Annotated in this window: 16 protein-coding genes; 9 read left to right on the top strand and 7 right to left on the bottom strand. The window is 73.1% G+C overall.

All coding sequences use genetic code 11. The features are described 5' to 3' along the window. The first annotated feature begins 1 nt into the window (after nucleotide 1). Nucleotides 2-886, top strand: coding sequence for an EamA family transporter (locus RM479_RS18400; RefSeq protein ID WP_311513005.1), 885 nt, complete (start codon nucleotides 2-4; stop codon nucleotides 884-886). An 84-nt stretch (nucleotides 887-970) separates the two neighbouring features. Then, a complete protein-coding gene (locus RM479_RS18395) occupies nucleotides 971-2,080 on the top strand; it encodes a COX15/CtaA family protein (RefSeq protein WP_311512955.1) in 1,110 nt (369 codons plus the stop codon). On the opposite strand, the gene RM479_RS18390 is transcribed toward RM479_RS18395, so the two are convergent. Further along, nucleotides 2,019-3,302 carry a PrsW family intramembrane metalloprotease gene (locus RM479_RS18390; protein ID WP_311512954.1) on the bottom strand — a complete coding sequence of 428 codons (1,284 nt, stop codon included), beginning with the start codon at nucleotides 3,300-3,302 and terminating at the stop codon, nucleotides 2,019-2,021. The two genes, RM479_RS18395 and RM479_RS18390, sit on opposite strands and share 62 nt — an antisense overlap. Nucleotides 3,303-3,452: 150 nt before the next feature. Here RM479_RS18390 and RM479_RS18385 point away from each other — a divergent pair, with 150 nt between their 5' ends. After that, nucleotides 3,453-3,851 (top strand): hypothetical protein, encoded by a 399-nt coding sequence (locus RM479_RS18385; protein ID WP_311512953.1) that lies wholly within the window; start codon nucleotides 3,453-3,455, stop codon nucleotides 3,849-3,851. Nucleotides 3,852-3,857: 6 nt separating this feature from the next. Here the strand turns inward: RM479_RS18385 and RM479_RS18380 are convergent, their stop codons facing one another. The 5 genes from RM479_RS18380 to RM479_RS18360 form a co-directional block, all read right to left on the bottom strand. Next, nucleotides 3,858-5,624: a hypothetical protein gene (locus RM479_RS18380; RefSeq protein WP_311512952.1), complete on the bottom strand. Its 1,767-nt coding sequence runs from the start codon at nucleotides 5,622-5,624 to the stop codon at nucleotides 3,858-3,860. After that, a complete protein-coding gene (locus RM479_RS18375) occupies nucleotides 5,621-9,448 on the bottom strand; it encodes a DUF5682 family protein (protein WP_311512951.1) in 3,828 nt (1,275 codons plus the stop codon). The genes RM479_RS18380 and RM479_RS18375 overlap by 4 nt, the downstream gene beginning before the upstream one ends. 1 nt (nucleotide 9,449) lies before the next feature. After that, the gene (locus RM479_RS18370) at nucleotides 9,450-10,592 is read right to left on the bottom strand and encodes an ATP-binding protein (RefSeq protein WP_311512950.1); all 1,143 of its coding nucleotides are present in this window, start codon (nucleotides 10,590-10,592) and stop codon (nucleotides 9,450-9,452) included. A gap of 92 nt (nucleotides 10,593-10,684) precedes the next feature. Next, nucleotides 10,685-15,598, bottom strand: coding sequence for a hypothetical protein (locus RM479_RS18365; RefSeq protein WP_311512949.1), 4,914 nt, complete (start codon nucleotides 15,596-15,598; stop codon nucleotides 10,685-10,687). Further along, nucleotides 15,595-16,476 (bottom strand): DUF4132 domain-containing protein, encoded by an 882-nt coding sequence (locus tag RM479_RS18360; RefSeq protein ID WP_311512948.1) that lies wholly within the window; start codon nucleotides 16,474-16,476, stop codon nucleotides 15,595-15,597. Before RM479_RS18360 ends, RM479_RS18365 begins: the two co-directional genes overlap by 4 nt. Nucleotides 16,477-16,588: 112 nt before the next feature. On the opposite strand from RM479_RS18360, the gene RM479_RS18355 reads away from it, so the two are divergent. Next, nucleotides 16,589-17,101: a DUF1203 domain-containing protein gene (locus RM479_RS18355; RefSeq protein ID WP_311512947.1), complete on the top strand. Its 513-nt coding sequence runs from the start codon at nucleotides 16,589-16,591 to the stop codon at nucleotides 17,099-17,101. 71 nt (nucleotides 17,102-17,172) lie between these two features. Here the strand turns inward: RM479_RS18355 and RM479_RS18350 are convergent, their stop codons facing one another. Beyond that, the gene (locus RM479_RS18350; protein WP_311512946.1) at nucleotides 17,173-18,138 is read right to left on the bottom strand and encodes a heme o synthase; all 966 of its coding nucleotides are present in this window, start codon (nucleotides 18,136-18,138) and stop codon (nucleotides 17,173-17,175) included. 655 nt (nucleotides 18,139-18,793) lie between these two features. Here RM479_RS18350 and tkt point away from each other — a divergent pair. The 5 genes from tkt (at nucleotide 18,794) to pgl (ending at nucleotide 25,420) form a co-directional block, all read left to right on the top strand. Further along, nucleotides 18,794-20,887: a transketolase gene (tkt, locus tag RM479_RS18345; RefSeq protein WP_274811475.1), complete on the top strand. Its 2,094-nt coding sequence runs from the start codon at nucleotides 18,794-18,796 to the stop codon at nucleotides 20,885-20,887. 66 nt (nucleotides 20,888-20,953) lie between these two features. Continuing rightward, nucleotides 20,954-22,060, top strand: coding sequence for a transaldolase (gene tal, locus RM479_RS18340; RefSeq protein ID WP_311512945.1), 1,107 nt, complete (start codon nucleotides 20,954-20,956; stop codon nucleotides 22,058-22,060). Between the two features lie 114 nt (nucleotides 22,061-22,174). Further along, complete coding sequence (zwf, locus tag RM479_RS18335) at nucleotides 22,175-23,722, top strand: glucose-6-phosphate dehydrogenase (protein WP_311512944.1); 1,548 nt, start codon at nucleotides 22,175-22,177, stop codon at nucleotides 23,720-23,722. A 28-nt stretch (nucleotides 23,723-23,750) separates the two neighbouring features. After that, entirely contained in the window at nucleotides 23,751-24,677 is a 927-nt protein-coding gene (locus RM479_RS18330; protein ID WP_311512943.1) for a glucose-6-phosphate dehydrogenase assembly protein OpcA, read from the top strand. Continuing rightward, complete coding sequence (gene pgl, locus RM479_RS18325; protein WP_311512942.1) at nucleotides 24,674-25,420, top strand: 6-phosphogluconolactonase; 747 nt, start codon at nucleotides 24,674-24,676, stop codon at nucleotides 25,418-25,420. The genes RM479_RS18330 and pgl overlap by 4 nt, the downstream gene beginning before the upstream one ends. The last annotated feature ends 74 nt before the right edge of the window (nucleotides 25,421-25,494 follow it).

Genomic DNA, 25,494 nt, shown 5'->3' with positions numbered 1-25,494 from the left:
CATGGGCACCCCGACCACTCCCAGGACACCGTTCTCTCCGCGCACCGCGGCGGAGGCGATACCCCCCGTGTGGCTGGTGCTCGTCGGCATCGTCTCGGTACAGACCGGCGCGGGCGTGGCCAAGAACCTGTTCGAGGTGCTGCCGCCCTCCGCCGTGGTGTGGCTGCGGCTGCTGACCGCCGCCGTCCTGCTCGGCCTGGTCGTGCGCCCGGCGTGGAAGGCCCGCACCCGGGGCGACTGGCTGGTGGTGGTCGGCTACGGCGTCGCCCTGGCCATGATGAACTTCTTCATCTACCAGGCGTTCGCGCGCATCCCCCTGGGCATCGCGGTGACCATCGAGTACCTGGGGCCGCTGGCCATCGCGGTCCTGGGGTCGCGCCGCCGGGTCGACCTGCTGTGGGCGGGGCTGGCCGGTCTCGGCGTGGTCGCGCTCGGCCTGGAATCGGGCTCCCTGGATCCCTGGGGCATCCTGTTCGCGGTGCTGGCCGCCGTCTCCTGGGCGGGCTACATCCTGCTGAGCGCCGCGACCGGACGGCGTTTCGACGGGGCGTCGGGGCTGGCGATCGCCAGTGTGGTCGGCGCGCTGCTGATGGCCCCGGCGGGCATCGCCGAGGGCGGGGCGTCGCTGTTGGACTGGCGGGTGCTGCTGTTCGGCCTGGCCGTGGGCGTGCTGTCGTCGGTGGTCCCCTACACCCTGGAGCTCAACGCCCTGCGCCGGATGCCGCCACGGGTGTTCGGTGTGCTGATGAGCCTGCAACCGGCCGCCGCGGCCCTGGTGGGCCTGCTCCTGCTGGGCGAGATGTTGACGGTGTGGCAGTGGCTGGCGGTGGGCTGCGTCATCGCGGCGAGTGCCGGCTCCACCCGTACGTCCGCCTCCTCCGTCTGACCCGACCGGAGGACGTCGGCGCAGGTGGTGGTGGTCGGCGGGGTCGGGTCAGAAGTCCCGGGAGCGTGTACTACGCTCTGTCGTATGTCTGATTCCCCGGTCTCCGCGGCGTCCGCCGTGGCCACCCTCCCCCCGTTCGCGGCGGAGGACATCGTCCTGCTCGGCGTTCCCCTGTGGGGATGGCAGATCGCCGTCGCGGCCGCCGGCGTGCTGGCCCTGATCGTGCTCTCCCGCAGCATCTGGAACCCCACCGCGACATCGCTGCGGCTGTGGGCGTTGGGCAACATCGTCGTCAACGCCGGGATCGCCGTCACCGGCGCCACCGTGCGGGTGACCTCCTCGGGCCTGGGCTGCTCGGAGTGGCCCAAGTGCACGCCCGAGAGCTTCGTGCCCATCGACACCGGGCACGCCGCGCTCAACGCGGCCATCGAGTTCGGCAACCGGACCCTGACCTTCATCGTGCTGGCGGTCGCCGTCATCACGTTCGTGGCGTTCCTGCGCGCCGCGCCGCGCCGCCGGGACCTGGTGCGTATGGCCGCGATCATCCCCTTCGGCGTGCTGGGCCAGGGCGTCCTGGGCGGCATCACCGTGTGGACCGACCTGCACCCCGCCTCCGTGGGCGCCCACTTCCTGCTGTCCATGGTGATGGTCTTCGTCACGGTGGCGCTGTACGTGCGCTCCCGCGAACCCGAGGGCACGCCGCGGATCTCGGTCGACCCCATGCTGCACACCTTGAGCATCGGCCTGGTCGTCATCGGCTTCCTGCTGCTGATCGCCGGAACCGTCGTCACCGGCACGGGCCCGCACGGCGGCGACGCCGCCGCGCCCCGGTGGGCGTTCGCGTTGGAGACCGTGACCAGGGTGCACTCGGCGCTGGCCTGGCTCACCCTGGTCTGCGCGATCCTGGCCGTCGTCCTGGCCTTCCGCACCGGAGCGGGCCGCCCCACCCGGATGAGCACCGTGCTCCTGCTCCTCGTGGTGATCGCCCAGGGCGTCCTCGGGTACGTCCAGTACGCGATGGCGCTGCCCGAGGTGCTGGTCGTCCTGCACGTCCTGGGTTCGGCCCTGACCTGGATCGCGATCTCGCGCCTGTACTTCTCCACCACCCGGCTGACGCCGGCGGGCGAAGGGCTCAGCGCGGCCCCTGACCATGCCGTGGCAGGTACTCCTGTTCAGCCCGCGCCTGGGCGATGACCTGAGCGAAGTCCGCACGGCGCAGGAACCCCGAGTCCGTCGGCCGCTCGGCCCAGCCCGGGGCCAACGGCTGGGGGACGCGGCCCAGGAAGGCGTCCCGGGAGACGTGCATCAGGGCCAGGAAAGCGTCGCGGCGCACCTTCCAGTCCTCCCGGCTCGTCCCCCTGTCCAGCTTCTGGTGCAGCAGGGCCAGCTCGGTCGCCGCCAACTGGTACTCGCGCATCGCCTCACGGCCCTTCTGACCGGCGTTGCGCGCCGCCCATTCGCGTGCCAGGCGCCGCCCCTTGAGCGTGCTGAGCATGGTGATGTCCGCCGGGGTGACCAACCCGGTGGAGATGTAGGGCGGCAGGTAGTGGGAGATCGCCTGGACCTGACCGCGACGGTCGTGGGCGGCCAGCGCCAGGATCCCCAGGAGCACGATGAACAGCACCAGGTAGGCCAGGCCCAGACCGGTCCAGCCGAAGTAGGTCGCGCCGTTCCACATCCCGTGGAACAGGACCGCGAAGAACCAGCCGACCACCGGGGCGAGCAGTCGGAGGAAACCGGTGCGCATCGCCGCGTACGCGACACCGATGCCGATCATCGCCGTGTAGAGCGGATGCCCGAGGGGGGCGACGACGCCCCGGATCGCGAACGTGGCGACCAGGGTCCCTTCGAAGAAGGCGCTGAGGAAGTACAGGATGTTCTCGGTGAAGGCGAACCCGGCGGCCACCATGGCCGCGTAGACGACGCCGTCGGTGAACGTGTCGATCTCGTTGCGGCGCCGCCACAGCAGGATGAGCAGCACCGCGCCCTTGGCGCTCTCCTCGACCAGGGGCGCCACCACCGAGGTGCCCAGGAGGTCGCCCATCTCCTGGCCGAACATCGGAACGGTGATGTTGGCGAATCCCCAGGTGTTGAGCAACAGGGCCGCGACGACGGCCACGCCCGCGCCCCACACGAACGCGAAGAACAGCACCCACCCGGGCTCGGGTTCGAGGCGGTCGAGCATGAGGATGAGCGGGACCAGGATGCCGGCCGGGATGACGGCGGCGATCAGCGCGATGACGAACCCGGTGGCGCCGTCGATCCCTGCGGCCGCACCGCCGGCCAGGGCCAGGAGCCACAGATAGACGAGCATGCCCCCCATGCACACGAGGCTGACGGTGATACCCAGGAAGAGGGTCATCGAATGACGGGAGCGGCGGCCCTGGAGCACGGCCTTGCTGTCGAGACGGGACATGGGCATCGATCGTAGCGGGGTTCACGGGCGGAAAAGGGCGCGGGACCTGGGAACGGAATGCGGCCAGTGTCGTCTTGTGGACGGAAGGGGGCCTCCGTCGGGGGGACAATGGCCGGGTCCGCCGTATCCATCGACGAAAGAGGCCTCGCTATGGACCGGACCACCACGACCACCACGACACCGACACCCTTGTGGGCGGTGCGCGTCGCCGTGCTCGCCCACCTGGCCGCGATCCTGTGGGAGGGGGCGACGGCCGGGCAGCTGGTGACGTTCAACCACGACGCCCTGTCGCCGCACTACTTCGGGGCGTTCGGTGTGCACGCGATGGCGGCGCTCCAGGTGCTGACGGCGTTGTGGTACTGGAACTCCGCCGGCCGGGGCGCCGGAGCGCCCCGGGCGTTGCTGCTGGTCAGCGCTTCGGCCTTCCTGGTGGGCTTCCCACAGGCGGCGTTGGGCACCTACGGTCCGCTCCAGGCGCACGTGCCGTTGGCCCTGGTGCTGACCGGCCTGGCGGTGTGGTCGGCGGTACTGGCCTGGCGACGCCCCTGACACGGTTCACCCGGCCCAGGCCAGGGCGTGCAGGCGGGCGCGGACCGCGTTCAGGTAGGTCGACGCGGCCAGCCAGGCCACGGCCGCCCCGTCGGGGGACGGCACCACCGACTCCCCCGTCACCGTGCGCACGCGCTCACGGGCGGCGGCGATCACGGCGGTGAGCAGGTCGGCGCCCGTGGGCAGGTGGTGGGCGCGCAGCCGGGCGATCGCGGCGGTGTCGACGGAGACCGTCTCCCGGCCCGCCTCCGCGAACCGGCTCAGGACCCGGGCCAGGGCCGCCTCGGCTCTCGGCGACGGCACCGGGAGCGGTGCCGGAGCCGTGGTCGGGGCGGCCGGAACGGGATCCGCCCATTTCAGGGTGTCCAGGGACACGTCGAGCCGGCCGCGCCGGGTGTCCGGCAGGCCCGTGAGCCCGGAGACGGTGAGCGGGATCAACCGGCCCGGGCGTTCGGGCACGGGGCGTGCCATGACACGCAGCACCGTTCCCCGGTCCAGGCCGATCCGGGCCAGGTTGCGGGCGCGCAGCGGGTCCCGGGGGCCGTCGGCTACGAGCACGTGGGGGCGGCCCTCACGGGTCTCGACGACCTCCACGCCCTCCGGGTGGGGTCCGACCACGGAGAACCCGGCGAAGACCAGATCGGACCCGCTGCGGCGGGTGGGGGCGGCCAGGGCCGCCAGCGCGTCGGCGACCTGGTCGGCCAGGGGGCGCTCCCAGAGCGCCGCCAAGGGCCCCTCGTCCCAGGGGATCGGGTCGATGGTGGCGGCCGTGGTGGCCGACGTCCCGCTGAGACGACCGTCCGCGGAGGCCCCCGCCCGCTGCGCGATCAGGGCGCCGCGCCCCAGGTCGCGGTGGCTCAGGGCGATGCCGCCGAAGGAGACGCGTGAGCCGTGGGCGACGGTCACCCGATCGGCGTCACCGGGAGCGACGTCGGCGACCCGCCACAACCGGGGGGCGCCGTCGGACACCGATACGAGGTGGGTGACCACCCCCGCGTACCCGGAGGCGGTGACGACGCGTTCCCCGCCCAGGCCGTACAGGCGCAGCGACCCCACCTCGCCGTAGGCCCGACGGGCCACGCCCACGTCGGCCCGGGTGGGGGGCGGCCGGTCGCCGGCGGGGCCGCCGCCCAGGCGCAGGGACAGGTCGAGCAGGTCGGTCAGGTCCGCGACGTAGGCGGACAGGTCGAAGGCCGGGGTGGGGTGGTCGCGCGGGCCCGCGGCCACCGCGACGCAGGCGGCGGACAGACGGGGCAGGTGGGCGGCGCGGGCCAGCGCGGAGGCGCGCAGGAGTTCGGCGCGCGGGCCGGAACCGGCGGAGCGCACCCCGGCGGCGAGGATCCGGGCCGCCGCGTCCCAGGCGGCGCGGGCGGCGGCCCGGCCTGCCGGATCGACCTCGACGACCTCGGTCAAGGGGTCGGTGGACGCGGACGCGGGGGGCGTCGAGGACGTCTCCGGGACGGGTCCGTCGTCCTCGACGGCGTCGAGCAGGCCCGCCACCGCGAGCAGGTGCAGGCAGCGCGGACCGAGCAGGCAGGTGCAGGCGACGTGTCCGGGTTCGGTGAGATCGGTTCCGGTCAGAGTGACGGTCTCACCGCCGGCGGCGACGGTCCACGTTCCGTCACCGCAGCTCCAGGGCCACTCCTCGGCGGTGCGGGGCGCGGCGTCGAGTTTGCGGCGCACCCGGGCCGGGGCGGCCTCCAGCAGGGCGGCGAGCAGATCCGGGGCGATCCGGGGCCGGTCGGTCATCGGTGGTCCTTCCAGAGTGGTCAACCGCGCACCTTCTCACCGATCCACGCGGCCAGTCGTTCGGGGCCCAGGGCGGCCACCGGCATGCCGGCATCGGCGAACGACGCGGCGATCGCCCGGTTGTACACCGGCGCGCCGCCGTGATCGAGGGCGGCCAGGCCGAGCAGGTGCACCCCGGCCGAGGCCAGGGCGCGGACCTCTCCGAGGGTGCGCGACAGGCTGCCGCCCTCTTCGAAGTCGGTGATGAGCGCGACGATGGTGCGGCTCGGCACCCGCACCTTCGCCCGGGTGTGGGCCAGTCCCGCGCCGATGTCGGTGCCGCCGCCCACGGAGACCTCCAACAACAGGGCCAGGGGGTCGTGGACCCGGTCGGTGAGGTCGATGACCTCGGTGGAGAAGGCGGTGAGGGAGACGCTCAGCGCGGGCATGCCGTGGAGGATCGCGGCGACCAGGGCGGCGTGGATCGTGGAGCGTTCCATCGACCCGGACACGTCCACGACGATGTGCACGTGCCAGTCGGCGCTGCGCCGCGCGCGGGTGGTGAACACCGGGTTCTCGGGGACGATCAGAGGACCGTCCGGCCCGGGGCGGACGGTGTGGAGGTTGGCGCGGACGGTGCGTCCCAGGTCGAGGCGACCGCCCCGGCGGCGGGTGGGCCGGGGGACGGACAGCCCGGACAGCGCGGGGCGCAGGCGGCGGGCCAGTTCGGCGGTGAGGCGGTCGGTGAGGCGTTTCACCAGGGGGCGCAGCCGGACCAAGCGGGCCTCGGGCAGGGCCCCGGCCAAGGAGAGGACCTGTTCGAGGAGGTCCACCGAGGGGGTGACGGTGTCGGGGTCGAGGTGATCGAGGACGTCGGAGCGACCGCGTTCGGCGGCCCGGCCCAGGACCTCTTCGCGCACGTCGAGGCCGAACAGGGCCTGGAGTTCCTCCGACCATTCCCGGGCGGCGGGTTCGGAGCGGCCCCGCCCGCCGGTGGGGTCGTGCGATCCCTCGCCGTGACCGCGTCCGTAGAGCTCGTCCAGGGCCCGGGCGGCACGCCGCGCCGGGGCCGAGCCCCCTTGCGGTTCGCGCCCGAGGACGAGCCGCCACCGGTCGGCGGCACCGATGGCGCGCTCCCCGGGAACCGGGCCTGTGGACAACCCGCCCGGGGCCGTTTCCACAGGCGACACTGAAAGGGATCCGGTCCGTGTTCCGAGAGGAATCGCCATGTTCTCCGCCCTGGGCGTGTCCACCCCGTCCCCCGCGTCGTCCTCCCCGGCCGGCCGAGGGCGCACCGCGCCGGAGTCCACCGGCGCGGACCCCCCGGGCCGGGGGACGGCGGGGTCGGCCCCCTCCGGCGGGACGGCCGATCCGACGGTGTCCCCGGAGGCGGCCTCGAAGGTGGGTGTGTCGGTGGTGAGGGCGGTGAGGAAGGTCGGCAGGAGGGCGTTCACGGCGGTGCGGGCGGTGGTGTCGGCGTCGGCGAGGGCCGCGGCCAGGGCCTGGGGCACGGTCAGGTCGGTGTCCACCTCACCGAGGCGTTCGGTGATCGCGTCCAGGAAGCGGCCCCTGGCCGCGGTCGACAGGGCGTCGAATCCTTCGCGCAGCGCGGGCAGGCGGGTGAGGAAACCGGGGTCGTCCCAGCCCTCCACCCGTTCGGTGAGGGTGTCCAGGAGCGCGGGGTCGGACTCCAGCACCGGGGCGGCCACCACCAGCGCGCCGGTGAGTCGACGGGCCAGGGCCGTGCCGTCGGAGGCGTCGTCGGCCCATCCGGCCAGGCGGGCGGCCGTCTCGCCGGGGTCGGTGGCCTCCAGCAGGAGCAGGGCGGCCAGGGCGGCGCCCTGGGCGAGCGCTCCCCCTTCGGTGAGCAGCGAGCGCAACTGCCACAGCAGCCGGTGGACGCCGACGGCGCCCGGCAGGGCCGCCTGGTCCTGGACCATGCGGACGACCCGCACCAAGGACTCCGCGTCGGCGCGGTCGGTGCTGCCCGCCATACCGGGCACGGAGGCGATGGCGGCCTCCGCCAACCGGGTGCGGAGCCTCACCAGTGCGTCGGGGGCCTCGGGCATGCCGGGGATCCGGCCGGCGACGATCCGTTGGAGCCGGTCGTGCAGGGTGACGGCGTCGGTCAGACCGGCCCGGGGCAGCACCTCGTCGCGGACACGGTGGCCGAGGTCGGTCACCAGGTCGGGCAGCGCGCACTCGGCGGCCCTGGTGAGCAGGTTCCCGGCGAGTTCGGGGGTGAGGTCGCCTTCGTGGTCGCGCAGTCGGGCGGCGATCCGACCACGGGCGACCTGTTCGAGGGTCGTCCCGTAACAGGCCGCGAGTTCGAGGGTGGCCCCGGTGGAGGGGGTCCAGCGGAGGTTCCAGGAGCGGCCCAGGGTCTCGCCGTCGGTGGTGGGGCCCGTGTCGTCCAGAGGCTCGCCGTAGGCGATGCCCGCGGCGACCATCCGTTGCAGGGCGATGTGACGTTCCCGATCCAGCGGGGAGCGCATCGGATCCAGCCGCGATTCCCGACGTTCGTCGCCGGGACCGGGCAGGCGCAACCGGGCGACCAGGGAGGAGACGTGCACGCTCAGGCCGGAGGCCGGGGCGTCCGGTGCCGGGCGACCTCGCCGATCGCCGACGAGTTCGCGCTGGGCGGCGCGGGCCAGGGCCCGGGCCCGCCCCAGGGGCTCGCCCTGGGCGAGGGCGCTGGTGAGCGCTTCGATGAGCTCGCGGCGTCCGGGAGCGGGCAACCCGCGCAGGACGGCCAGGTCGCGGGCCATGCGATAGGCGGCGGTCGTGTCGGGGACACCGCACACGTGCCCGTCGGCGCGCAGCCGGGCACCGATCGCCGACAGACGGCGGATCGCCGCCGCCTCCACCCGCTCGGGGACACCGGCGACCGCGTGGACGTCCTGCTGCCATTCGGGGTCGCGGATGCCCGCCGGGTAACCGGAACGGGAGTCGAGGAGGGCGAAGGTGTAGGGGATGAGGGCGGTGACCGTGCCGCCGGTGTGGGATCCGGGTTGGGGAACGGGCACCTCGTGCGCGTCGGGCAGGGGGATCGGGCTCTCCGGCACCGCGAACGACCGGCCCGGGTCCTCGGTTCCGCGGCCGGGGGGCCACGCTTCGGCCGTCGGGTCGGCGGGCGTCGGGTCGGCGGGCGTCGGGCCGGCGGGCGGGGTGAGGGCGCGGCGCAGGGTGTCGCGGGCGGCCTCGGAGAGGAGGGCCGCGGCGTGGTAGGCGCCCACGACGGCCACCGGACGGGCGGCGCCGATCTCGGCGATCCGGCGTCGCATCCAGGCCTCGCGGGCACGGTCGTGCGGGCCGGGGCCGTCGGGTTCGGCCGCGCGGTGGGCCCAGCCCAGGGCCAGTGCCGCACGGCGGATCCGTTCGGGATCGGCGCCCTGGGAACGCGCCTCGACCAGGCGGTCCCAGAGTTCCTCCCCGTCGGCGACGTCGGCGGCCCGCAGCATCGCCTCGGACAGCCCCGAGGAGATGCGCGGGGCGTCGGTGTCGGGCACCCTCACCGAGGCGGGCAGGTCGATGGCGTGCACCGGGACGCCGTGCTCCCGCGCCCAGCGCAGCGCCGCGAGTTCCGGCGAGAAGTCGGCGAACGGGTAGAAGGCGTGCGCGCCGTCGTCGGACCCGCCCAGGACGAGGGCGACGGGTGCGATCGTGTCGGGGTGGGCGAGCCACTCCAGCCACGGCCCCGCCTCCCAGGGCAGTTCGACGAGCACCGCGTCGGGGTCGGCGGCCGACAACAGGGCGGGCATGGCGGCGGCCAGGACCGGCGAATGGTGGCGCACGCCCACCAGGTGCGGCGAGGCGCACCCGGCCAACGCCGCCACCACGGCCTCGGGGGCCTCGGCGGTGGAGGTCACGTCACTCCCCCAGGACATGGCGCAGCTCGTACAGGCGCTGCCACATGCGGGCGCCGTTCTCGGCCCGGTGGCGGATCGTGGAGTCCCAGTAGGCGAGCAGCCGCCCGTGGTCGTCCGGGTCGTCCTTGCGGACCGTGCCCAGCAGGTAGCCGGGCAGCAACGACAGCGGGTCGGACACCCCCAGGTAGGCGCTCTGCAACCCGAGGGAGGTGGTGACGCCGACGGCCTCGGCGGTGCTCATGACGGTGGTGGGCCGCTCCACCGGCCACCCCTCCACCGAGGTGCCCGAACGCAGGTCGCGGAAGGCGGTGACGAGTGCCTCCAGGACCGCGTCGTCCACGGGCCGGGCGTGGCCGTGGCGGGCCAGGGCGGTGCCCGCCTGCCGGCGCACCAGCGCCACCTCGGCCGTCAGGTCGGCGATGGGCGGCACCACCTCGAAGTTGAAGCGGCGCTTGAGGGCGGCGCTCATCTCCGACACGCCCCTGTCGCGCAGGTTCGCGGTGGCGATGACGTTGAACCCGGGTCGGGCGAAGAAGGTGCCGTCGTCGGCGAGTTCGGGCACGGACACGCGGCGGTCGGAGAGGATGGACACCAGGGCGTCCTGCACCTCCGGCAGGCAGCGGGTGACCTCCTCGACCCGGGCGATGCGGCCGGTGCGCATCGCGGTGAGCACCGGGGAGGGGGCCAGCGCGTCGGGGACGGGCCCCTTCGCGAGCAGGAGGGCGTAGTTCCAGCCGTAGCGCAGGTGCTCCTCGTTGGTGCCGGCGGTGCCCTGCACGGTGAGGGAGCCGGTCCCGCCGACGGCGGCGGCCAGCAGTTCGGAGAGCATGGACTTGGCGGTGCCGGGTTCGCCGACCAGGAGCAGTCCGCGCTCACCGGCGAGGGTGACCGCGCAGCGCTCCACGAGGCCGCGGTCGCCCACGAACTTGGCGGTGATCTCCAGGGAGGCGGGCAGCCCGTCGACGGGTTCGGGCAGGCGCAGGCGCTCGCCGGCGCTGCCGACGATGAACGTCACGACGGCGCGGGGCGTCAGCGCCCACCCCGGCGGCCGGGGACCGGTGTCGTGGGCGGCCAGGAACGCCAGTTCCTCGGCGTACCGCCGCTCGGCCGGTTCGATCTGCGCGTCGGTCGTGGGCTCGGGCACCACGGTCTCCTCCGGGGTAAGGGGCGGGGATGGAAGGTCGATCGGGTGCCCCGGTCCCGGCGAACGGCCGGGACCGGGGCGGGGGGCGGGGGTCACAAGGTCGGGGCGTCGCCCTCAAGGACACGTCGCCAGGCCTCGGCGAAGATCTCCGGAACCGGACGCACGGGCAGGTTCCGTTGCGGGAGCGGCGAGAGCACGACCGTGCCGTTGATCCGCAGGTCGTACAGCGACGCCTTCCACGTCTCGAAGGGCAGGTCGGGGCCCTGCTTGATGTCGGTCCACGCGCCCGGCAGGAAGACCGTGCGGCCGGCCCGGGCGCGCTTGGCCGTCATGACCAGGCCCCGGTCGAGCAGTTCGGTACGGGCCTTCCCGTGCCGGGCCGGACTCCATCCGTTGACGGCGCGGATCCGCTTGTCGGTGGGCTCCAGGATCGCGAGCAGTTGCAGGTACAGCCGGGCGGCGTCCTCGGACAGCCCGAGTGTCCCGGCGGCCTCGGCGAACAGCTCCGGTACGGAGGCCGCCGGGTCGTACTCGTGGGCGCCCTCGGGCAGCGCTCCGGAGGCGATACGGTCGGCGATCGCCGTGTACCCGGGGCTGCGCAGCAGGTCCACGGTCCGCACGGCGGAGACGGTGTACGCGGGGAACCCGTCCCCTTGGATGAGGGCGCGCAGCGTCCCGGAGTGCACCCCGTCGTCGAAACGGGCGGGGCGGAACCACAGCCGCAGGCCGTAGGCCTCACCGAACTGGACCACCGTGCCGTTGTCGGTGGCATCGATGGGCGTCGCACCGCCGACGGCGGCCCGGTAGGGCTCCCCGCCGATCCGCTCCCGCAGCGCCTCACGCTCCTCCCCCCAGAAGGAGCCCACGCTCAGCAGCAGTTCGGGGGCGTCCAGGCGGGCACGCAGGATCCGCAGGGTCCCGGGGACGGCCTCACGGACGGGGTCGCCCGCGGGGAGTTCGGTGTGGACCCAGGGGATCAGCAACGCGAACTCCGCGAGCAGGCTTTCCAGGGCCGACGACCGCGCGGGTTCGTGCCGTACCTCGATCCGGACGCGGTTGTAGGACTCCTCCGACTCCAGCCGGCTGCGCGTGTCCGTGGTCAGGACCGGGTCGTGGGAGGGGTCCATCAACAGGCGCAGGGTATCGGTGCCGGTGGGCGGCCACGGGGTCTGAAGGGCGGTCAGGACCGCGGGCGACAGGGGCTCGCGGACCCCCTTCAGCCGGGTCCACGCGTCGGCGAGGCGTTCGGCCGCAGCGCGCGTCCCCTCCGGGGACCACAGGGCGGCGAGTTCCTCGGGGGTTCGCGGCAGGGCGTCGCGGTACAGCTCCAGCACGGCCTCCCGGTCCACCGTGCCCAGCTCCCGGGCGCCGATCCAGGTCTGCGTCTCCGTCAAGCCGATCGTCCTGCGCGCTTCGGTGGTGAAGGTGTTCTCATGGAAGCGCTGGACCAACAGCATGGCGGCGGCCTCCGTGGGCAGGCCGGTGCGCGCGGCCAAGACGTCGACCGCCTCGGGGCCCCAGGACAGCGGACCGTGCTCGGCCAAGGCGGCCAGGAACGCGGTGATCACCCGAGCGGTGCCCCACCCCGGGGCGATCCGGGTGCGGCGCAGTTCCCGAACGCCCGGGGCCGTGGGCAGGGCGTCACCGGCCGACGTCTCGACGAACCACTGGGCCCGCTTCTCCTTCTTCGTCCTCTCCCGTTCGGGGACGTCCGGCACGAGGTCGAGCCCGGCCCGACGCCCGCCGTCGGCGCCGATCACGGAGGGATCGTGCCTCTCGTTGGAGAGCACGATCCCCAGGTCCAGTCGCACGTCGGGGTCGGCGAACACGGTGTCGGCCCACCGGGTGAGGAGGTCGACCAGGACCGCGCGCTCGGCCTCCCCGGTCAGGGGTGAGGCCGCCGACCAGGCCAGGGTCCCGATCGAGCCGGGGAGCGAGGACCAGTCCAGGGCCGTCGACGGCCGCCGGCGCAGCGCGTCGAGGTCGTCCTCACCGCGCAGGAAGCGGGAGGTGGCCTCGATGTGGCCGCGCATGTCCCCGTCGCCGACGTGGTGCGAGGGCAGGAAGGGGTTGAGCGCGGTGAGGAGTTCCGCGGACTCGGGACCGACGGCGTCGAGTCCCTTGACCCGTTCGGTCTTCTCCAGGTAGGCGTCCAGGTCGTGCCGCAGCCGCGCGGCGGCGATCGCCAGGCCCATGAGTCCGTCGATGATCCCCGGAGCCGGTGGGGCGCCCTCCGGGGAGGACAGCAGGGCCGTGACCGCCCGTCGGGTGCCGGCCAGGGGCCCGTCCTCGGCCGTGACGGGGGCCTTGGCGACGATCATGGACCGTGCGGCCGGCGTCATCCGGTCGCGCTCGGACAGGGCCGTCGCCAGCAGGTCCTTCAGGTCGGCGCCGCGCACGGTGCGCAGGAACGCCGAGGCGTCGGTGTCGCGCGGCCTCATGAAGTACCAGAACAGCATGGGCGGCAGGTGGGGTGTGCCCCATTTGGCGGTGCAGTCGCAGGCCCCGCCGAGATGGCAGCTCCACAACCGGCGGCCCTCGGTGTCGACGAGGCCGATCCCGTTGTCGTTGGTGAGGACGTGGGTGTCCTCACCACCGGGTGGGGTGAACAGGCCGATCGCGGGCAGGAACCGGTGTCCGCGGTTCTCCGTGGTGCGGATCCGGACCTCACGTCCGTCGGTGGAGACGATCCGGTGGAGGCCCTCACCGGCCCGGCCGCGCACGATCGCGAACCCGGCCGGGCCCTCGGTGTTCCCGAGCGGGCCCTCGGTCGCCGGTTCGACGAGCGGCACCAGGGTGGACAGCCACGGCATCAGCGTCTCCCCCTCATCGATCCGCTGTTCCTCCAGGAAGGCGGGCAGGCTGGCCCGACCGAAGGCGCCGGTGGCGGGGTCGACCTCCACCGCGACGTCCCGCTGTTCGTCACGGGTCCAGAAGGTCCGCCCGTCGGAGAGCACGTGCCGGTCACGGAGCCCGTCGACGTCCCCGGCCCGCAGGGCGCGTCGACCGTTCATGCGGGCTCCGTCGGCGGTCGCCTGGGCCACCCCGGGGGTCTGATCGCGCCACATGGCCCCGTGGACCACCGAGTCGTAGTCGAAGGCGAGTCGTTCGTCGGGGGCGTCGGACCAGTAACCGAAGTGGTCGTGATCCTTGGTGTAGGACACCAGGAAGCGGCCCTGGACGTAGAGCGCGCCGGTGGCGGTGGCCCCCCTGGGCAGCATCAGGTGGTGCTCGGCGACGCGTTCCCGAGGACCCACCGCGATGGCCCGCTCCTGTGAGCAGAGGGTGTACACCGGCCAGGAGGAGGTGCCGTGGAGTTCGGTGCCACCGCCACCGTGGGCGCCCAGTTCGAGGGCGGCCTCCTCCAGCGCCGGCCAGGTGTACTCGTCGACGATGCCGCTGTTGAGGGTCCAGGCCAGGAAGTCGGCGACGTCCAGGGCGGAGAGCCGGGCCAGGTGCCGGGGGAAGGCCCGGAAGATCCCGCCGTTCGTCTCGTGCTCCAGCGCCTCCAGTCGGTCGCGCAACCGGAACAGGCCACCGCCCTCCATCGCGGAGGTGAGCACCTCCAGCCGCCGTTCGACGTAGGGGTGCAGGTACTCGTAGGGGAGCAGGTCCTCCAGAACCTGTTGTCCGCCACGGTACCCGTAGCCGCTGCCGTAGGAGGCGACGGCCTCCTCCAGCAGCGGTTCCCACTCGGGGGCGGCGCGCAGGAACGCCAGGTCGCGGCGGGGGCCGCCGCGCGGATGGTCCAGCCAGGTCTCCAGGTCGAGGGAGCGGCGCGCACGGTCGGTGGTGACCGGGACGCCCAGTTCCAGGCACAGGTCGAGCAGATCGGCGGGGATGTTCGAGACGTACCGGCTCCGTCCCGAGACGGCGACCGGGGTCCCGTCGGCGCGCAGCCGGCCGGCGATCCGGGTGACCAGGTCCAGGAACCCGTCGGGCAGCGGCCTGTTCCATCCCCGGGTGTGGCCGATCATGCGGCTCACCCACCCGGCGGCGCCGCCGGGCACGGCCTGCGCGGGGTCGGCGAGCAGTTCCACCGCGCCCGCGTCGGTGAGGAGCCCCAGCCACCACCCGTGGAAGGGGGTGTCGCCGTAGCCGCCGGCGTTGACGAACGTGCCCAGCAGGGTGCGTGCGACCTCGGTGTCGGAGCGGCCCAGGGTCACCAGTGCGGAGCGGGCGGACTTCCAGAACCCCTCGGGGGCGGAGGCGGTGGCGGGCACGGTGAGGAGTTCGCGCAGCAGCGACGCCTCCTCCTCGGCGGGGACGAGCCCGGCGGCCTTGGCCAGGGAACGGATCTGCTTGACGAGACCGGTCCACGGCGGCAGTCCGCCCAGGGTGCGGCGCACCGCCAGTGCGCGGAACTCGGTGTAGGCGCGGTCGGGGGCGTAGCGGCCGGACAGCTCGGCGGCGTGCGCGGCCAGGGCCTTGACCGTGAGGGCGCCGGCGAACGCGAACTCCAGGAAGGACTCGCGTCGGGTGGTCTCGTCGACGGGCAGGCTGTAGACCTGTTCCGCCTCACGGGCGCGGCCGAACATGATGGCGGCGGTGCGGGCGTTGTCGGCGGCCAGGAAGGCGCGGCCGGCCTGCTCCCAGTAGGCGGGCAGGTGCGGGATGGGGACCTCGGCGGCGATGCGGACGAACTCGTCGGAGGCCGGGCCGGGGCGGGTGGCGGCCAGGCGGGCGGCACGCTCCATCGGCCGGACCAGGGCCAGCGCCTCGGCACGCCGGTCGGGGTCGTGGACGAGTGCCCACTCGGGGTAGCCCAGGCCGCGCGGGCGGGTCAGGGTCAGGGGCTCGGAATGGTGCGCGATGGCGAACCCGAGGAAGTCCATGGCGGAGTCCTCGGCGGGGGCCAGGGCGTCGGGGACCAGGCGCACGACCCGGCGGTCGCCCAGGGCCGGGTGGGTGTGGACCCGCGCGGAGACGGGATCGGTGTGCCCGTCGACGACGGCGTCGAGAGGGGCCAGACCGGCGTCGAGGAGACCTTCGTGGGGGGTGGTCACTTGTTCTCCTCCTGGGTGTTCTTACGGCCCGCGTAGATGAGTTCGGCCATGCGCACGCCCTCGGACCAGGCGACGGGGCCCACATCGGTGAGCTTCAAGGGGCGCTCGTCGGTGTCGACCCACAGCAGGGATCCGGTCTCGGTCTCCCAGTCGGGGGCGTCGGAGCCGATCCAGTGGCGGGCCTGCACCGGGCGTCCGCCCTCGACGACCCGACAGGTCGCGTAACCGCCCCGGACGGGGAAGCCGTGGCGCTGGGCCAGGCCGGCGGCGTGGCGCAGTTCGTCGAACCGTCCGCCCGCGTAGTCGTCGATCTGGGCGGCGTCGGCGGCGAAGGCGTCGGGGCGACGGTGGATCTGGCGGGTGAGCTGGGGCAGGCGCTGGGTGATGTCGAGTTCCAGGGCGAACTCGCGTACGTCGGCCAGGTCCTCGATGAGCACGGGGTGCGGGGGGACGACCCGGTCGGTGTCCAGCCAGACGCTCTCGGCGTCCAGGTCCAGGAGGCCGATCCGGCCCCGGTCGTCGACACCGCGCAGGAACCCGCCCTCCCCTCCCTCGACGGGGGCGACGAACAGGTCCGTGAGCAGGTCCCGCCAGGTCGGGTCGGGCCACACCGCGGCGATGACGGAGACGGGCACCGGCAGGGAGCCCAGCAACCAGGACTCGACCCGGGCGGCGCAGTCGCGTTCGTGGCGTTCCAGCCACAGCAGCACGTCGGCCAGGCGGCGGGCCTGATCGGATTCGCGCACCTTCTTGGGCACCGTCTTGAGCCTGCGCCCCTTGGCGTTGCGGCAGGCGAGGGTGGTGCCCTCCAGGGCGAGGGAGTAGCCGTCGGGACCGTCGGTCCAGATCGGCTGGGGGGAAGGGGAGGTCATCGGCATGTCTGAGGTTATAGCGGTCTCTTGTGACAAGAGTGCGGTCTCGGGGAGCACCGGTGGACGCGATGCCCGATGAGCGCCGGCCCGATCGCGGCCCGTGCGCGATCCTGCTCCCATGAACACGGTGATCACATCGCACGAGATCCGGGCGATCGCCCCGGAGGTCCTGGCACGGTTGCGCGTCGCCGACGACGCCGGCCGCGTCCGACCGATCCGCACCGATCCCGAGGGCGGCGCCCCCTTGCGCTGCTGTCTGCGTCGGAGCCGGGCCGGGGAGCGGATCATGCTCGTCTCCTACGCCCCGTTGCGGGTCCGGCCCGGGGCGCACGGCGTCGACGCGGGCGCCTATGACGAGGTCGGCCCGGTCTTCGTCCACGGTGACGAGTGCGGCGGACCGACCCACGGAACGGGGTATCCGGTCGCGTTGCACGGACCGCTGCGGGTCCTGCGCGCCTACGACGCCCGGGGCGGCATCCTGGGCGGGCGACTGATCGAGCTGCCCGACGCGCGGGCCGGGGAGGTCGACGGCGTCCTGACGGAGATGTTCGCCGACCCCGACGTGGCGTTGATCCACGTGCGCGCGGTGGTCTTCGGCTGTTTCCTCGCCGAGGCCCGACCGATCCGCTGAACACCGCCCCGAGAACGACCGTGGCGGCGCCCCGAGGGGCGCCGCCACGGCGGACGGGTCGTCGATCCGGGTCAGCCCAGGAGGCCGGCGAGCAGCGGGTCGACCGTGACGGCCACGAACAGCAACGCCAGGTAGGCGTTGGACAGGTGGAAGAAGCCCATCGTCTTGAGCTGCGCGCCGCTCACCCCGGCGCGGGAGCGCTGGAGCAGACGGTGGGCCTGAACGATCAGCAGGGCGCCGAGCGCGGTCGCGACCGCGCCGTAGAACCAGGTGGTACCGGCCACCGGCCAGAAGAGCAGCGACACGACCACGGTGGCCCAGCTGTACAGGACGCACTCCAGCAGGACCCGGCGGTCGCTGGCGACCACCGGCAGCATCGGGACCTTGGCCTGCGCGTAGTCCTCCTTGTAGCGCATGGCGAGCGTCCAGGTGTGCGGCGGCGTCCAGAAGAACACGACCAGGAAGAGGACGAACGGCGCCCAGTCCAGGCTGTTGGTGACGGCGGACCAGCCGATGAGGACGGGCATGCACCCGGCGATGCCGCCCCACACCACGTTCTGCGCGGTGCGGCGCTTGAGCAGCAGGGTGTAGACGAAGATGTAGAACGCGATCGCGAAGACCGACAGCGCCGCCGAGAGCAGGTTCACCAGCAGGGCGAACCCGACCGTGGATCCGATCGCCAGGATCAGCCCGTAGACGAGCGCGCCGCGCGGCGTGACCAGTGCCATCGCACCGGGCCGCTGACGGGTGCGACGCATCTCACGGTCGATGTCGCGGTCGATGTAGCAGTTCATCGCGTTCGCGCTGGCCGCCGACATCGTGCCGAACAGCAGCGTGTACACGGCGGTCCACAGCGGTGGGACGCCACCGGCCGCGACGAACATCACCGGGATCGTGGTGATGAGCAGCAGCTCGATGACACGGGGTTTGGAGAGGGCCACATAGGCGCGCACGTACTCGCCGAAGGAGGCCTTGCGGGAGGCCTCGGGCACGGCGTCGTCGGACGTGGTGCGGGGCGCGGGGTCAGCGAGGGCCATCGGTCACCGTGTCCCCACTGCCGGACGGCTCGCTCGCGTCCCCACGGGGGGCACCGGCTCGGTTTCAGACACGCGGATACCTCGACAACTCTAGGGTCTTCGACACTGCTCGCCACGCGGGGTCGGGCGGACCGACGAAAAGCGTCATGATCGGCGGAAACCCCGTCAACGACATACTGTAGTACTTGTTCGCGGGGCCCGAGGACCAGCCCCCTCCGATGCGAAAGTCCCAGGTCCTTCGGCACGTCAGGGCGGTCGGCCGCGGCGGGTCACAGAAGGGTCGCACACGCCCCGCGCGCCCGCCAGCCGCCACGCACCCGCTCCCCCGCCGCCCGACCGGCCGTCTGCGGGGCGCCCCGGACGAGCGTGTGAGCGGTGTCGGGCAACGACATCTCCGGTTACGGACGATAGGCTCGAAGTCGACCGAACCAGCCCCGGTTCCGGACACGCTCCCGGCCGCTACCGGCCGAGAGCGGCACACGGCCCACGGTGTTCGGGACGAGAACACGATCACGGCCCACCCCCGCGCCCCTTGAGCCCCGCCTCGACGGCGGGTCGCCAGGGTGCCCGGCGACGGTGCGGACGACCGATGCGACACCGACCGCACACCCGGGCCGGAACCGGGGACGTGCCCGAGAAGGAGAAACGAGAGTCCGTGAACGCCCACACCCCGCAGGCCCTGGAGTGGTCGGACCTCGACCGCCGCGCCGTCGACACGGTCCGCGCCCTGGCCATGGACGCCGTAGAGAAGTCGGGTAACGGACACCCCGGCACCGCGATGAGTCTCGCACCCGCCGCCTACCTCCTGTTCCAGAAGATCATGCGGCACGACCCGGCCGCCCCCGAGTGGGTGGGCCGCGACCGCTTCGTGCTGTCCGCCGGCCACTCCAGCCTGACCCTGTACATCCAGCTCTACCTGGCCGGCTACGGACTGGAACTGGACGACCTCAAGGCTCTGCGGCAGTGGGACAGCCGCACCCCGGGACATCCGGAGTTCAGCCACACCCCCGGTGTCGAGACCACCACCGGTCCGCTCGGTCAGGGTGTCGGCAACGCCGTCGGCATGGCCATGGCGGCGCGCCGCGAGCGCGGCCTGTACAACCCCGAGGCCGGCCCCGGCGCCAGCCCCTTCGACCATCACATCTACGCCATCTGCTCCGACGGCGACGTGCAGGAGGGTGTGAGCCACGAGGCCAGCGCCCTGGCCGGCACCCAGAACCTGGGCAACCTCACCCTCATCTGGGACGACAACCGGATCTCCATCGAGGACGACACCCGCGTCGCGCACTCCGAGGACGTGGCCGAGCGCTACCGGGCCTACGGCTGGCACGTCGAGGAGGTGGACTGGACCTCCGGCGGCGAGTACGCCGAGGACGTCGACGCCCTGTACCGGGCGATCCTCAACGGCAAGGCCGAGACCGAGCGTCCCACCTTCATCCGCCTGCGCACCGTCATCGGTTGGCCGGCGCCCAACAAGCAGAACACCGGCGCCATCCACGGCGCGGCCATCGGCGCCGCCGAGATCAGCGCCACGAAGGAACTCCTCGGCCTGACCGACGAGCCGTTCCACGTCGATGACGACGTCATCGAGCACACCCGCGCCGCGCTGGAGCGGGGCCGCACCGCCCGTGCCGAGTGGGAGACCCACTTCGAGGCCTGGCGTCGCGGCGCCGGCGAGCAGGGCGAGCTGTTCGACCGCCTCCAGTCCGGCAAGCTGCCCGAGGGCTGGGAGCAGGCGCTGCCGACCTTCGAACCCAGCGAGAAGGGCGTGGCCACCCGCAGCGCCAGCGGCTCGGTCCTCACCGCCGTCGCCCCCCTGCTGCCCGAGCTGTGGGGCGGTTCCGCCGACCTCGCCGGCTCCAACAACACCACGCCCAAGGGCGAGCCGTCGTTCCTGCCCTTCGACCGGGCCAGCTCGATGTTCCCCGGCAACCCGTACGGTCGCGTGCTGCACTTCGGTGTCCGTGAGCACGGCATGGGCTCGATCCTCAACGGCATCGCCCTGCACGGACCCACCCGTCCCTACGGCGGCACCTTCCTGGTCTTCAGCGACTACATGCGCCCGTCGGTGCGGCTGGCCGCGCTCATGAAGCTCCCCGTGACCTACGTGTGGACGCACGACTCCATCGGTCTGGGCGAGGACGGTCCCACCCACCAGCCGGTCGAGCACCTGTGGTCACTGCGCGCCATCCCGGGTCTGGACGTGGTCCGCCCCGCCGACGCCAACGAGACCGCCGTGGTCTGGCGCAGGATCCTGGAGAACCCCCACGGCCCGGCCGCCCTGGCGCTGACCCGCCAGAACGTCCCGGTCCTGGACCGCTCCGAGTACGCCCCGGCCGAGGGCGCCGCCAAGGGCGGCTACATCCTCGCCGAGGCCACCGGCGGTTCCCCCGCGGCGATCATCATCGCCACCGGCAGCGAGGTGCAGCTGGCCCTGGCCGCCCGCACCGAACTGGAGGACGCCGGCACCCCCACCCGTGTGGTGTCCATGCCGTGCGTGGAGTGGTTCGAGGCCCAGAGCCGGGAGTACCGCGAGCAGGTCCTGCCGCCGTCGGTGCGCACTCGCGTCTCCGTCGAGGCCGGCATCGCGCTGGGGTGGCGTTCCCACGTCGGCGACGCCGGCGAGTCGGTCTCCCTGGAGCACTTCGGGGCCTCCGCGCCCTACCAGACGCTGTACGAGAAGTTCGGGATCACCTCCGAGGCCGTCGTGGCCGCTGTCCGCAGCAGCGCCGCCAAGGCCGGACGCTGACATCGCGGGCCCCGCCGGAGACACACCGGCGGGGCCCGCGCTCCCTGTGAGAGGAAGGCGCACACCATGAGCAAGCCGATGCAGGCACTGTCCGACGCGGGCGTATCGGTCTGGCTGGACGACATCAGCCGCGAACGCCTGCGCACCGGGAACCTGACCGACCTGATGTCCACGCACAACGTGGTCGGGGTCACCTCCAACCCGACCATCTTCGACAAGGCGCTCGCCGAGGGCGACGCCTACGACGAGCAGGTCCGCGAACTCGCCCTGCGCGGCGTGTCCGTGGACGAGGCCGTCCGGGCGCTCACCGCCTACGACATCCGCTGGGCCGCCGACACTCTGCGCCCCGTCTACGACGCCACCGACCGCGTCGACGGCAGGGTCTCCCTGGAGGTCGACCCGCGACTGGCCCTCGACACCGAGCGCACCGTCGCCGAGGCCAAGGCCCTGTGGTGGCTGGTGGACCGGCCCAACCTGATGATCAAGATCCCGGCGACCGTCCAGGGCCTGCCCGCCATCACCCGCGTACTGGGGATGGGCATCAGCGTCAACGTCACGCTGATCTTCTCCCTGGACCGCTACCGCCAGGTGATGGACGCCTTCCTGGAGGGCATGGAACTGGCCCGGAACAACGGCCACGACCTGTCCCGGATCCAGTCCGTCGCCTCCTTCTTCGTCAGCCGGGTGGACAGCGAGGTGGACAAGCGCCTCAAGGCCATCGGCACCGACGAGGCCAAGGCCCTGCTGGGGCGGGCCGCGGTGGCCAACGCCCGGCTGGCCTACCAGGCCTACGAGGAGGTCTTCTCGGGCGCCGAGTGGAAGGCCCTGGAGGCGCAGGGCGCCACCCCGCAGCGCCCGCTGTGGGCGTCCACCGGTGTCAAGGACCCCGCCTACGCGGACACCCTCTACGTCACCGAGCTGGTGGCGCGCGACACCGTCAACACGATGCCGCAGGCGACCCTGGAGGCCACCGCCGATCACGCGGAGGTCACCGGCAACACCGTGCTGGGCACCTACGACCGTGCCCGCGCCGACTTCGCCGCGCTGGAGGACGCCGGGGTGAGCCTCCCCGAGGTCTTCGGGCTCCTGGAGGAGGAGGGCGTGAGGAAGTTCATCGACTCCTGGGAGAGCCTGCTCGGGGAGTTGTCCGCGAAGCTGGAATCGGCCACCTGATCCGTTCGGCCGACCGGTGTCCCGCCCGCGCCCCGAGCCGGGGCGCGGGCGGAGCCCGTCACGACCCACCGGCCACTCTCGACAGGAAGAGCGAGAACCTTGAAAGAACCGGTGATGCCGGGAGCGGTCCCCAATCCGCTCCGCAGCGCCCTCGACCGAAGACTGCCGCGCATCGCCGGGCCCAGCGTCCTGGTGCTGTTCGGCGTCACGGGCGATCTCGCCCGCAAGAAACTCCTGCCGGCGATCTACGACCTCGCCAACCGCGGGATGCTGCCCCCGGGCTTCGGCCTGGTGGGTTTCGCCCGCCGGGAGTGGGAGGACCAGGACTTCGCCGAACAGGCGCACGAGGCGGTCCGCAAGTACGCCCGCACCCCGTTCCGTGAGGACGTCTGGCGCCAGCTGAGCGAGGGCGTCCGTTTCGTACCGGGCGAGCTGGACGACGACACGTCCTTCGACCGGCTCGCGGATACCGTGCGCGAGCTGGACGCCGCGCGCGGCACCGGCGGCAACTACGCCTTCTACCTGTCCCTGCCGCCCAAGCTGTTCCCCACCGTGATCAAGCAGCTCAAGCGGTCCGGCCTGGCCGAGTCGCCCGAGGCGGGCCCCGAGGGTGCGCGCCCCTGGCGTCGGGTGGTCATCGAGAAGCCGTTCGGCCACGACCTGCGCAGCGCCCAGGACCTCAACACGGTGGTGGACGACGTGTTCCCGCCCTCGTCGGTGTTCCGCATCGACCACTACCTGGGCAAGGAGACCGTCCAGAACATCCTGGCGCTGCGGTTCGCCAACACCCTGTTCGAACCGTTGTGGAACCGCGGGTACGTCGACCACGTGCAGATCACCATGGCCGAGGACATCGGTGTGGGCGGCCGGGCCGGCTACTACGACGGCATCGGCGCGGCCCGCGACGTCATCCAGAACCACCTGCTCCAGTTGTTGGCGCTGGTGGCGATGGAGGAGCCCATCTCCTACGACGCCGACGCCATCCGCGCCGAGAAGGAGAAGGTCCTGGCGGCGGTGTCGCTGCCCGAGGACCTGGAGACCGGGACCGCGCGCGGCCAGTACGCGGCCGGTTGGCAGGGCGGCGCGTCGGTGCGCGGTTATCTGGAGGAGGACGGCATCCCCGACGACTCCATCACCGAGACCTACGCCGCGTTGAAGCTCGCCGTCAACACCCGCCGTTGGTCGGGTGTGCCGTTCTATCTGCGCACGGGCAAGCGGTTGGGGCGTCGGGTCACCGAGGTGGCGCTGGTCTTCCAGGCCGCGCCCCAGCAGCTGTTCCCGCGCACCGACGTCAGCGAACTGGGCCAGAACGCCCTGGTGTTGCGCATCCAGCCCGATGAGGGGGTGACGCTGCGCTTCGGCTCCAAGGTGCCGGGCGCCAGCATGGAGGTGCGCGACGTGAGTATGGACTTCGCCTACGGGCAGTCGTTCACCGAGGCCAGTCCGGAGGCCTACGAGCGGCTCATCCTGGACGTGCTCATCGGCGACCCGCCGCTGTTCCCACGCCAGGAGGAGGTCGAGCTGTCCTGGCGGATCCTGGACCCGGTCGAGGAGTACTGGGCCAAGGCGGGCCGGCCCGATCAGTACGGGTCGGGCACCTGGGGGCCGGAGTCCGGCGAACTCCTCCTCGCCCGCGACGGCCGCCAGTGGCGGCGTCCGTGACCGGCAACGACCACGTCGGGAGGAACCGATGACGCTCTACCTGCCGCGCACCACCACCGCCCAGATCACCGAGGCGCTCATGGCCGAGCGGCTCAGTGTCGGCGGTGGCGCCATGAACATGGTGCTCACCCTGGTCATCGTCACCGACGAGGCCGACCACTACGACGCGGTGCGGGCCGCGACCGAGGCCGGGCGCGAGCACCCCTCACGGGTGATCGCGCTGATCCGGCGCGACCCCGACACCGAACCTGCCATCGACGCGGAGATCCGCCGCCCGGGCACCTCCGGTCCCGGCGAGGCGGTGCTGCTGCGACTGTACGGACCGCTCGGCGAGCACCCCGATTCGGTGGTCACCCCGCTGCTGGTGCCGGACGCCCCCGTGGTGGTGTGGTGGCCCGGGATCGGGCCCGCCGACCCGGCGGACGACCCCATGGGACGGCTGGCCCAGAGAAGGATCACCGACGCTCTGCGCGCCCCCGACCCGTTGCGGGACCTGGTGGAGCGGGTGTCCCACTACAGTCCGGGTGACACCGACCTGACCTGGACGCGGCTGACCCCGTGGCGTTCGCTGCTGGCCAGCGCGATGGACCAGCCGTGCGGTTGGGTGACCGCGGCCAAGGTGACGGCCGAATCCCACTACCCGAGCGCCGACCTGTTGGCGGCGTGGCTGTCGGAGCGGCTGGAGGTGCCCGTGGAGCGTGAGACCTCGCACGGCCCCGGCCTGACCGAGGTGCGGTTGATCACCGACCAGGGGGACATCACGATCTCCCGGGCCGACGGTCGCACCGCCACGCTGTCCCGGTTCGGCCAGCCGGACCAGACGGTGGCGCTGGCCCGGCGCGGCGCCGCCCAGGCCCTCGCCGAGGAGCTGCGCCGACTGGACGCCGATGAGATCTACGAGAGCGCGGCCCGCCATCTGGGGCCGCTGCTCGCAGGAAGCGGAGTTGGGGCATGAGCACACCGCAGATCGTCAGACACGCCGACGCCAAGGCCCTGGCCGAGGACGTCGCGCTGCGCCTGGTCAACGAGATCGTGCGGGCGGAGGCGGACAAGCGCACCTTCCACCTCGTCCTGACCGGGGGCGGGATCGGCATCGCGGCGTTGAACGCGGTGCGCGAGCACGCCGCCGAGTCCGGGATCGGCTGGTCCCACGTCCACCTGTGGTGGGGTGACGAACGGTTCCTCCCCGACAAGGACGCCGACCGCAACGAGACGCAGGCCTGCGCGGCGCTGATCGACGCCATCGGCATCCCCGCCCAGCAGGTGCACCCCATGCCGGCCTCCGACGGGCTGGACGGGGACCACGCGACGCACGCCGCGACCCGTTACTCGCGGGAGTTGGCCGTGGCGGCGCGCGGGCAGGGACCGGTCCCGGTCTTCGACGTGTGCCTGCTGGGCGTGGGACCGGACGCGCACATCGCGTCCCTGTTCCCGGGGCTGCCGCAGGTCCACGAGGACGAGGCGTCGGTCGCGCCGGTGCACGACTCGCCCAAGCCGCCGCCGACCCGGATCACCCTGACCCTGCCGTCGATCAACACCTCGCGCGAGGTGTGGGTGCTGGCCTCCGGTGAGGCCAAGGCGGAGGCGGTCCGGCTGGGGCTGGCCGGGGGCGACGTGGGCGAGGCGCCGGTGGCGGGCGTCCGCGGCACCGAGAAGACCCTCTTCTGGGTCGACGAGGCCGCCGCGTCGCTGATCTGAACGCACGCGCGAGGGGCCGGCGACCGAAGGGTCGTCGGCCCTTCGCGCGGGCCCCGGGCGTTGGGTCGCGAACC

Origin of the sequence: Nocardiopsis lambiniae (genome assembly GCF_031845465.1) — a bacterium.
Classification (GTDB): Bacteria; Actinomycetota; Actinomycetes; order Streptosporangiales; family Streptosporangiaceae; genus Nocardiopsis; species Nocardiopsis lambiniae.
The sequence above is the reverse complement of the archived record's forward strand: the minus strand, read 5'-3'. Positions and strand labels throughout refer to the sequence as shown.

Bases quoted from the DNA above. Each gene is read 5' to 3' on its own strand.
- RM479_RS18385 (WP_311512953.1), top strand. From the start codon at position 3,453: ATGGACCGGACCACCACGACCACCACGACACCGACACCCTTGTGGGCG.
- tal (WP_311512945.1), top strand. From the start codon at position 20,954: ATGAGCAAGCCGATGCAGGCACTGTCCGACGCGGGCGTATCGGTCTGG.
- RM479_RS18355 (WP_311512947.1), top strand. From the start codon at position 16,589: ATGAACACGGTGATCACATCGCACGAGATCCGGGCGATCGCCCCGGAG.
- RM479_RS18350 (WP_311512946.1), bottom strand. From the start codon at position 18,138: ATGGCCCTCGCTGACCCCGCGCCCCGCACCACGTCCGACGACGCCGTG.
- zwf (WP_311512944.1), top strand. From the start codon at position 22,175: ATGCCGGGAGCGGTCCCCAATCCGCTCCGCAGCGCCCTCGACCGAAGA.
- RM479_RS18390 (WP_311512954.1), bottom strand. From the start codon at position 3,302: ATGTCCCGTCTCGACAGCAAGGCCGTGCTCCAGGGCCGCCGCTCCCGT.
- RM479_RS18400 (WP_311513005.1), top strand. From the start codon at position 2: ATGGGCACCCCGACCACTCCCAGGACACCGTTCTCTCCGCGCACCGCG.
- RM479_RS18330 (WP_311512943.1), top strand. From the start codon at position 23,751: ATGACGCTCTACCTGCCGCGCACCACCACCGCCCAGATCACCGAGGCG.
- RM479_RS18360 (WP_311512948.1), bottom strand. From the start codon at position 16,476: ATGCCGATGACCTCCCCTTCCCCCCAGCCGATCTGGACCGACGGTCCC.
- RM479_RS18395 (WP_311512955.1), top strand. From the start codon at position 971: ATGTCTGATTCCCCGGTCTCCGCGGCGTCCGCCGTGGCCACCCTCCCC.
- pgl (WP_311512942.1), top strand. From the start codon at position 24,674: ATGAGCACACCGCAGATCGTCAGACACGCCGACGCCAAGGCCCTGGCC.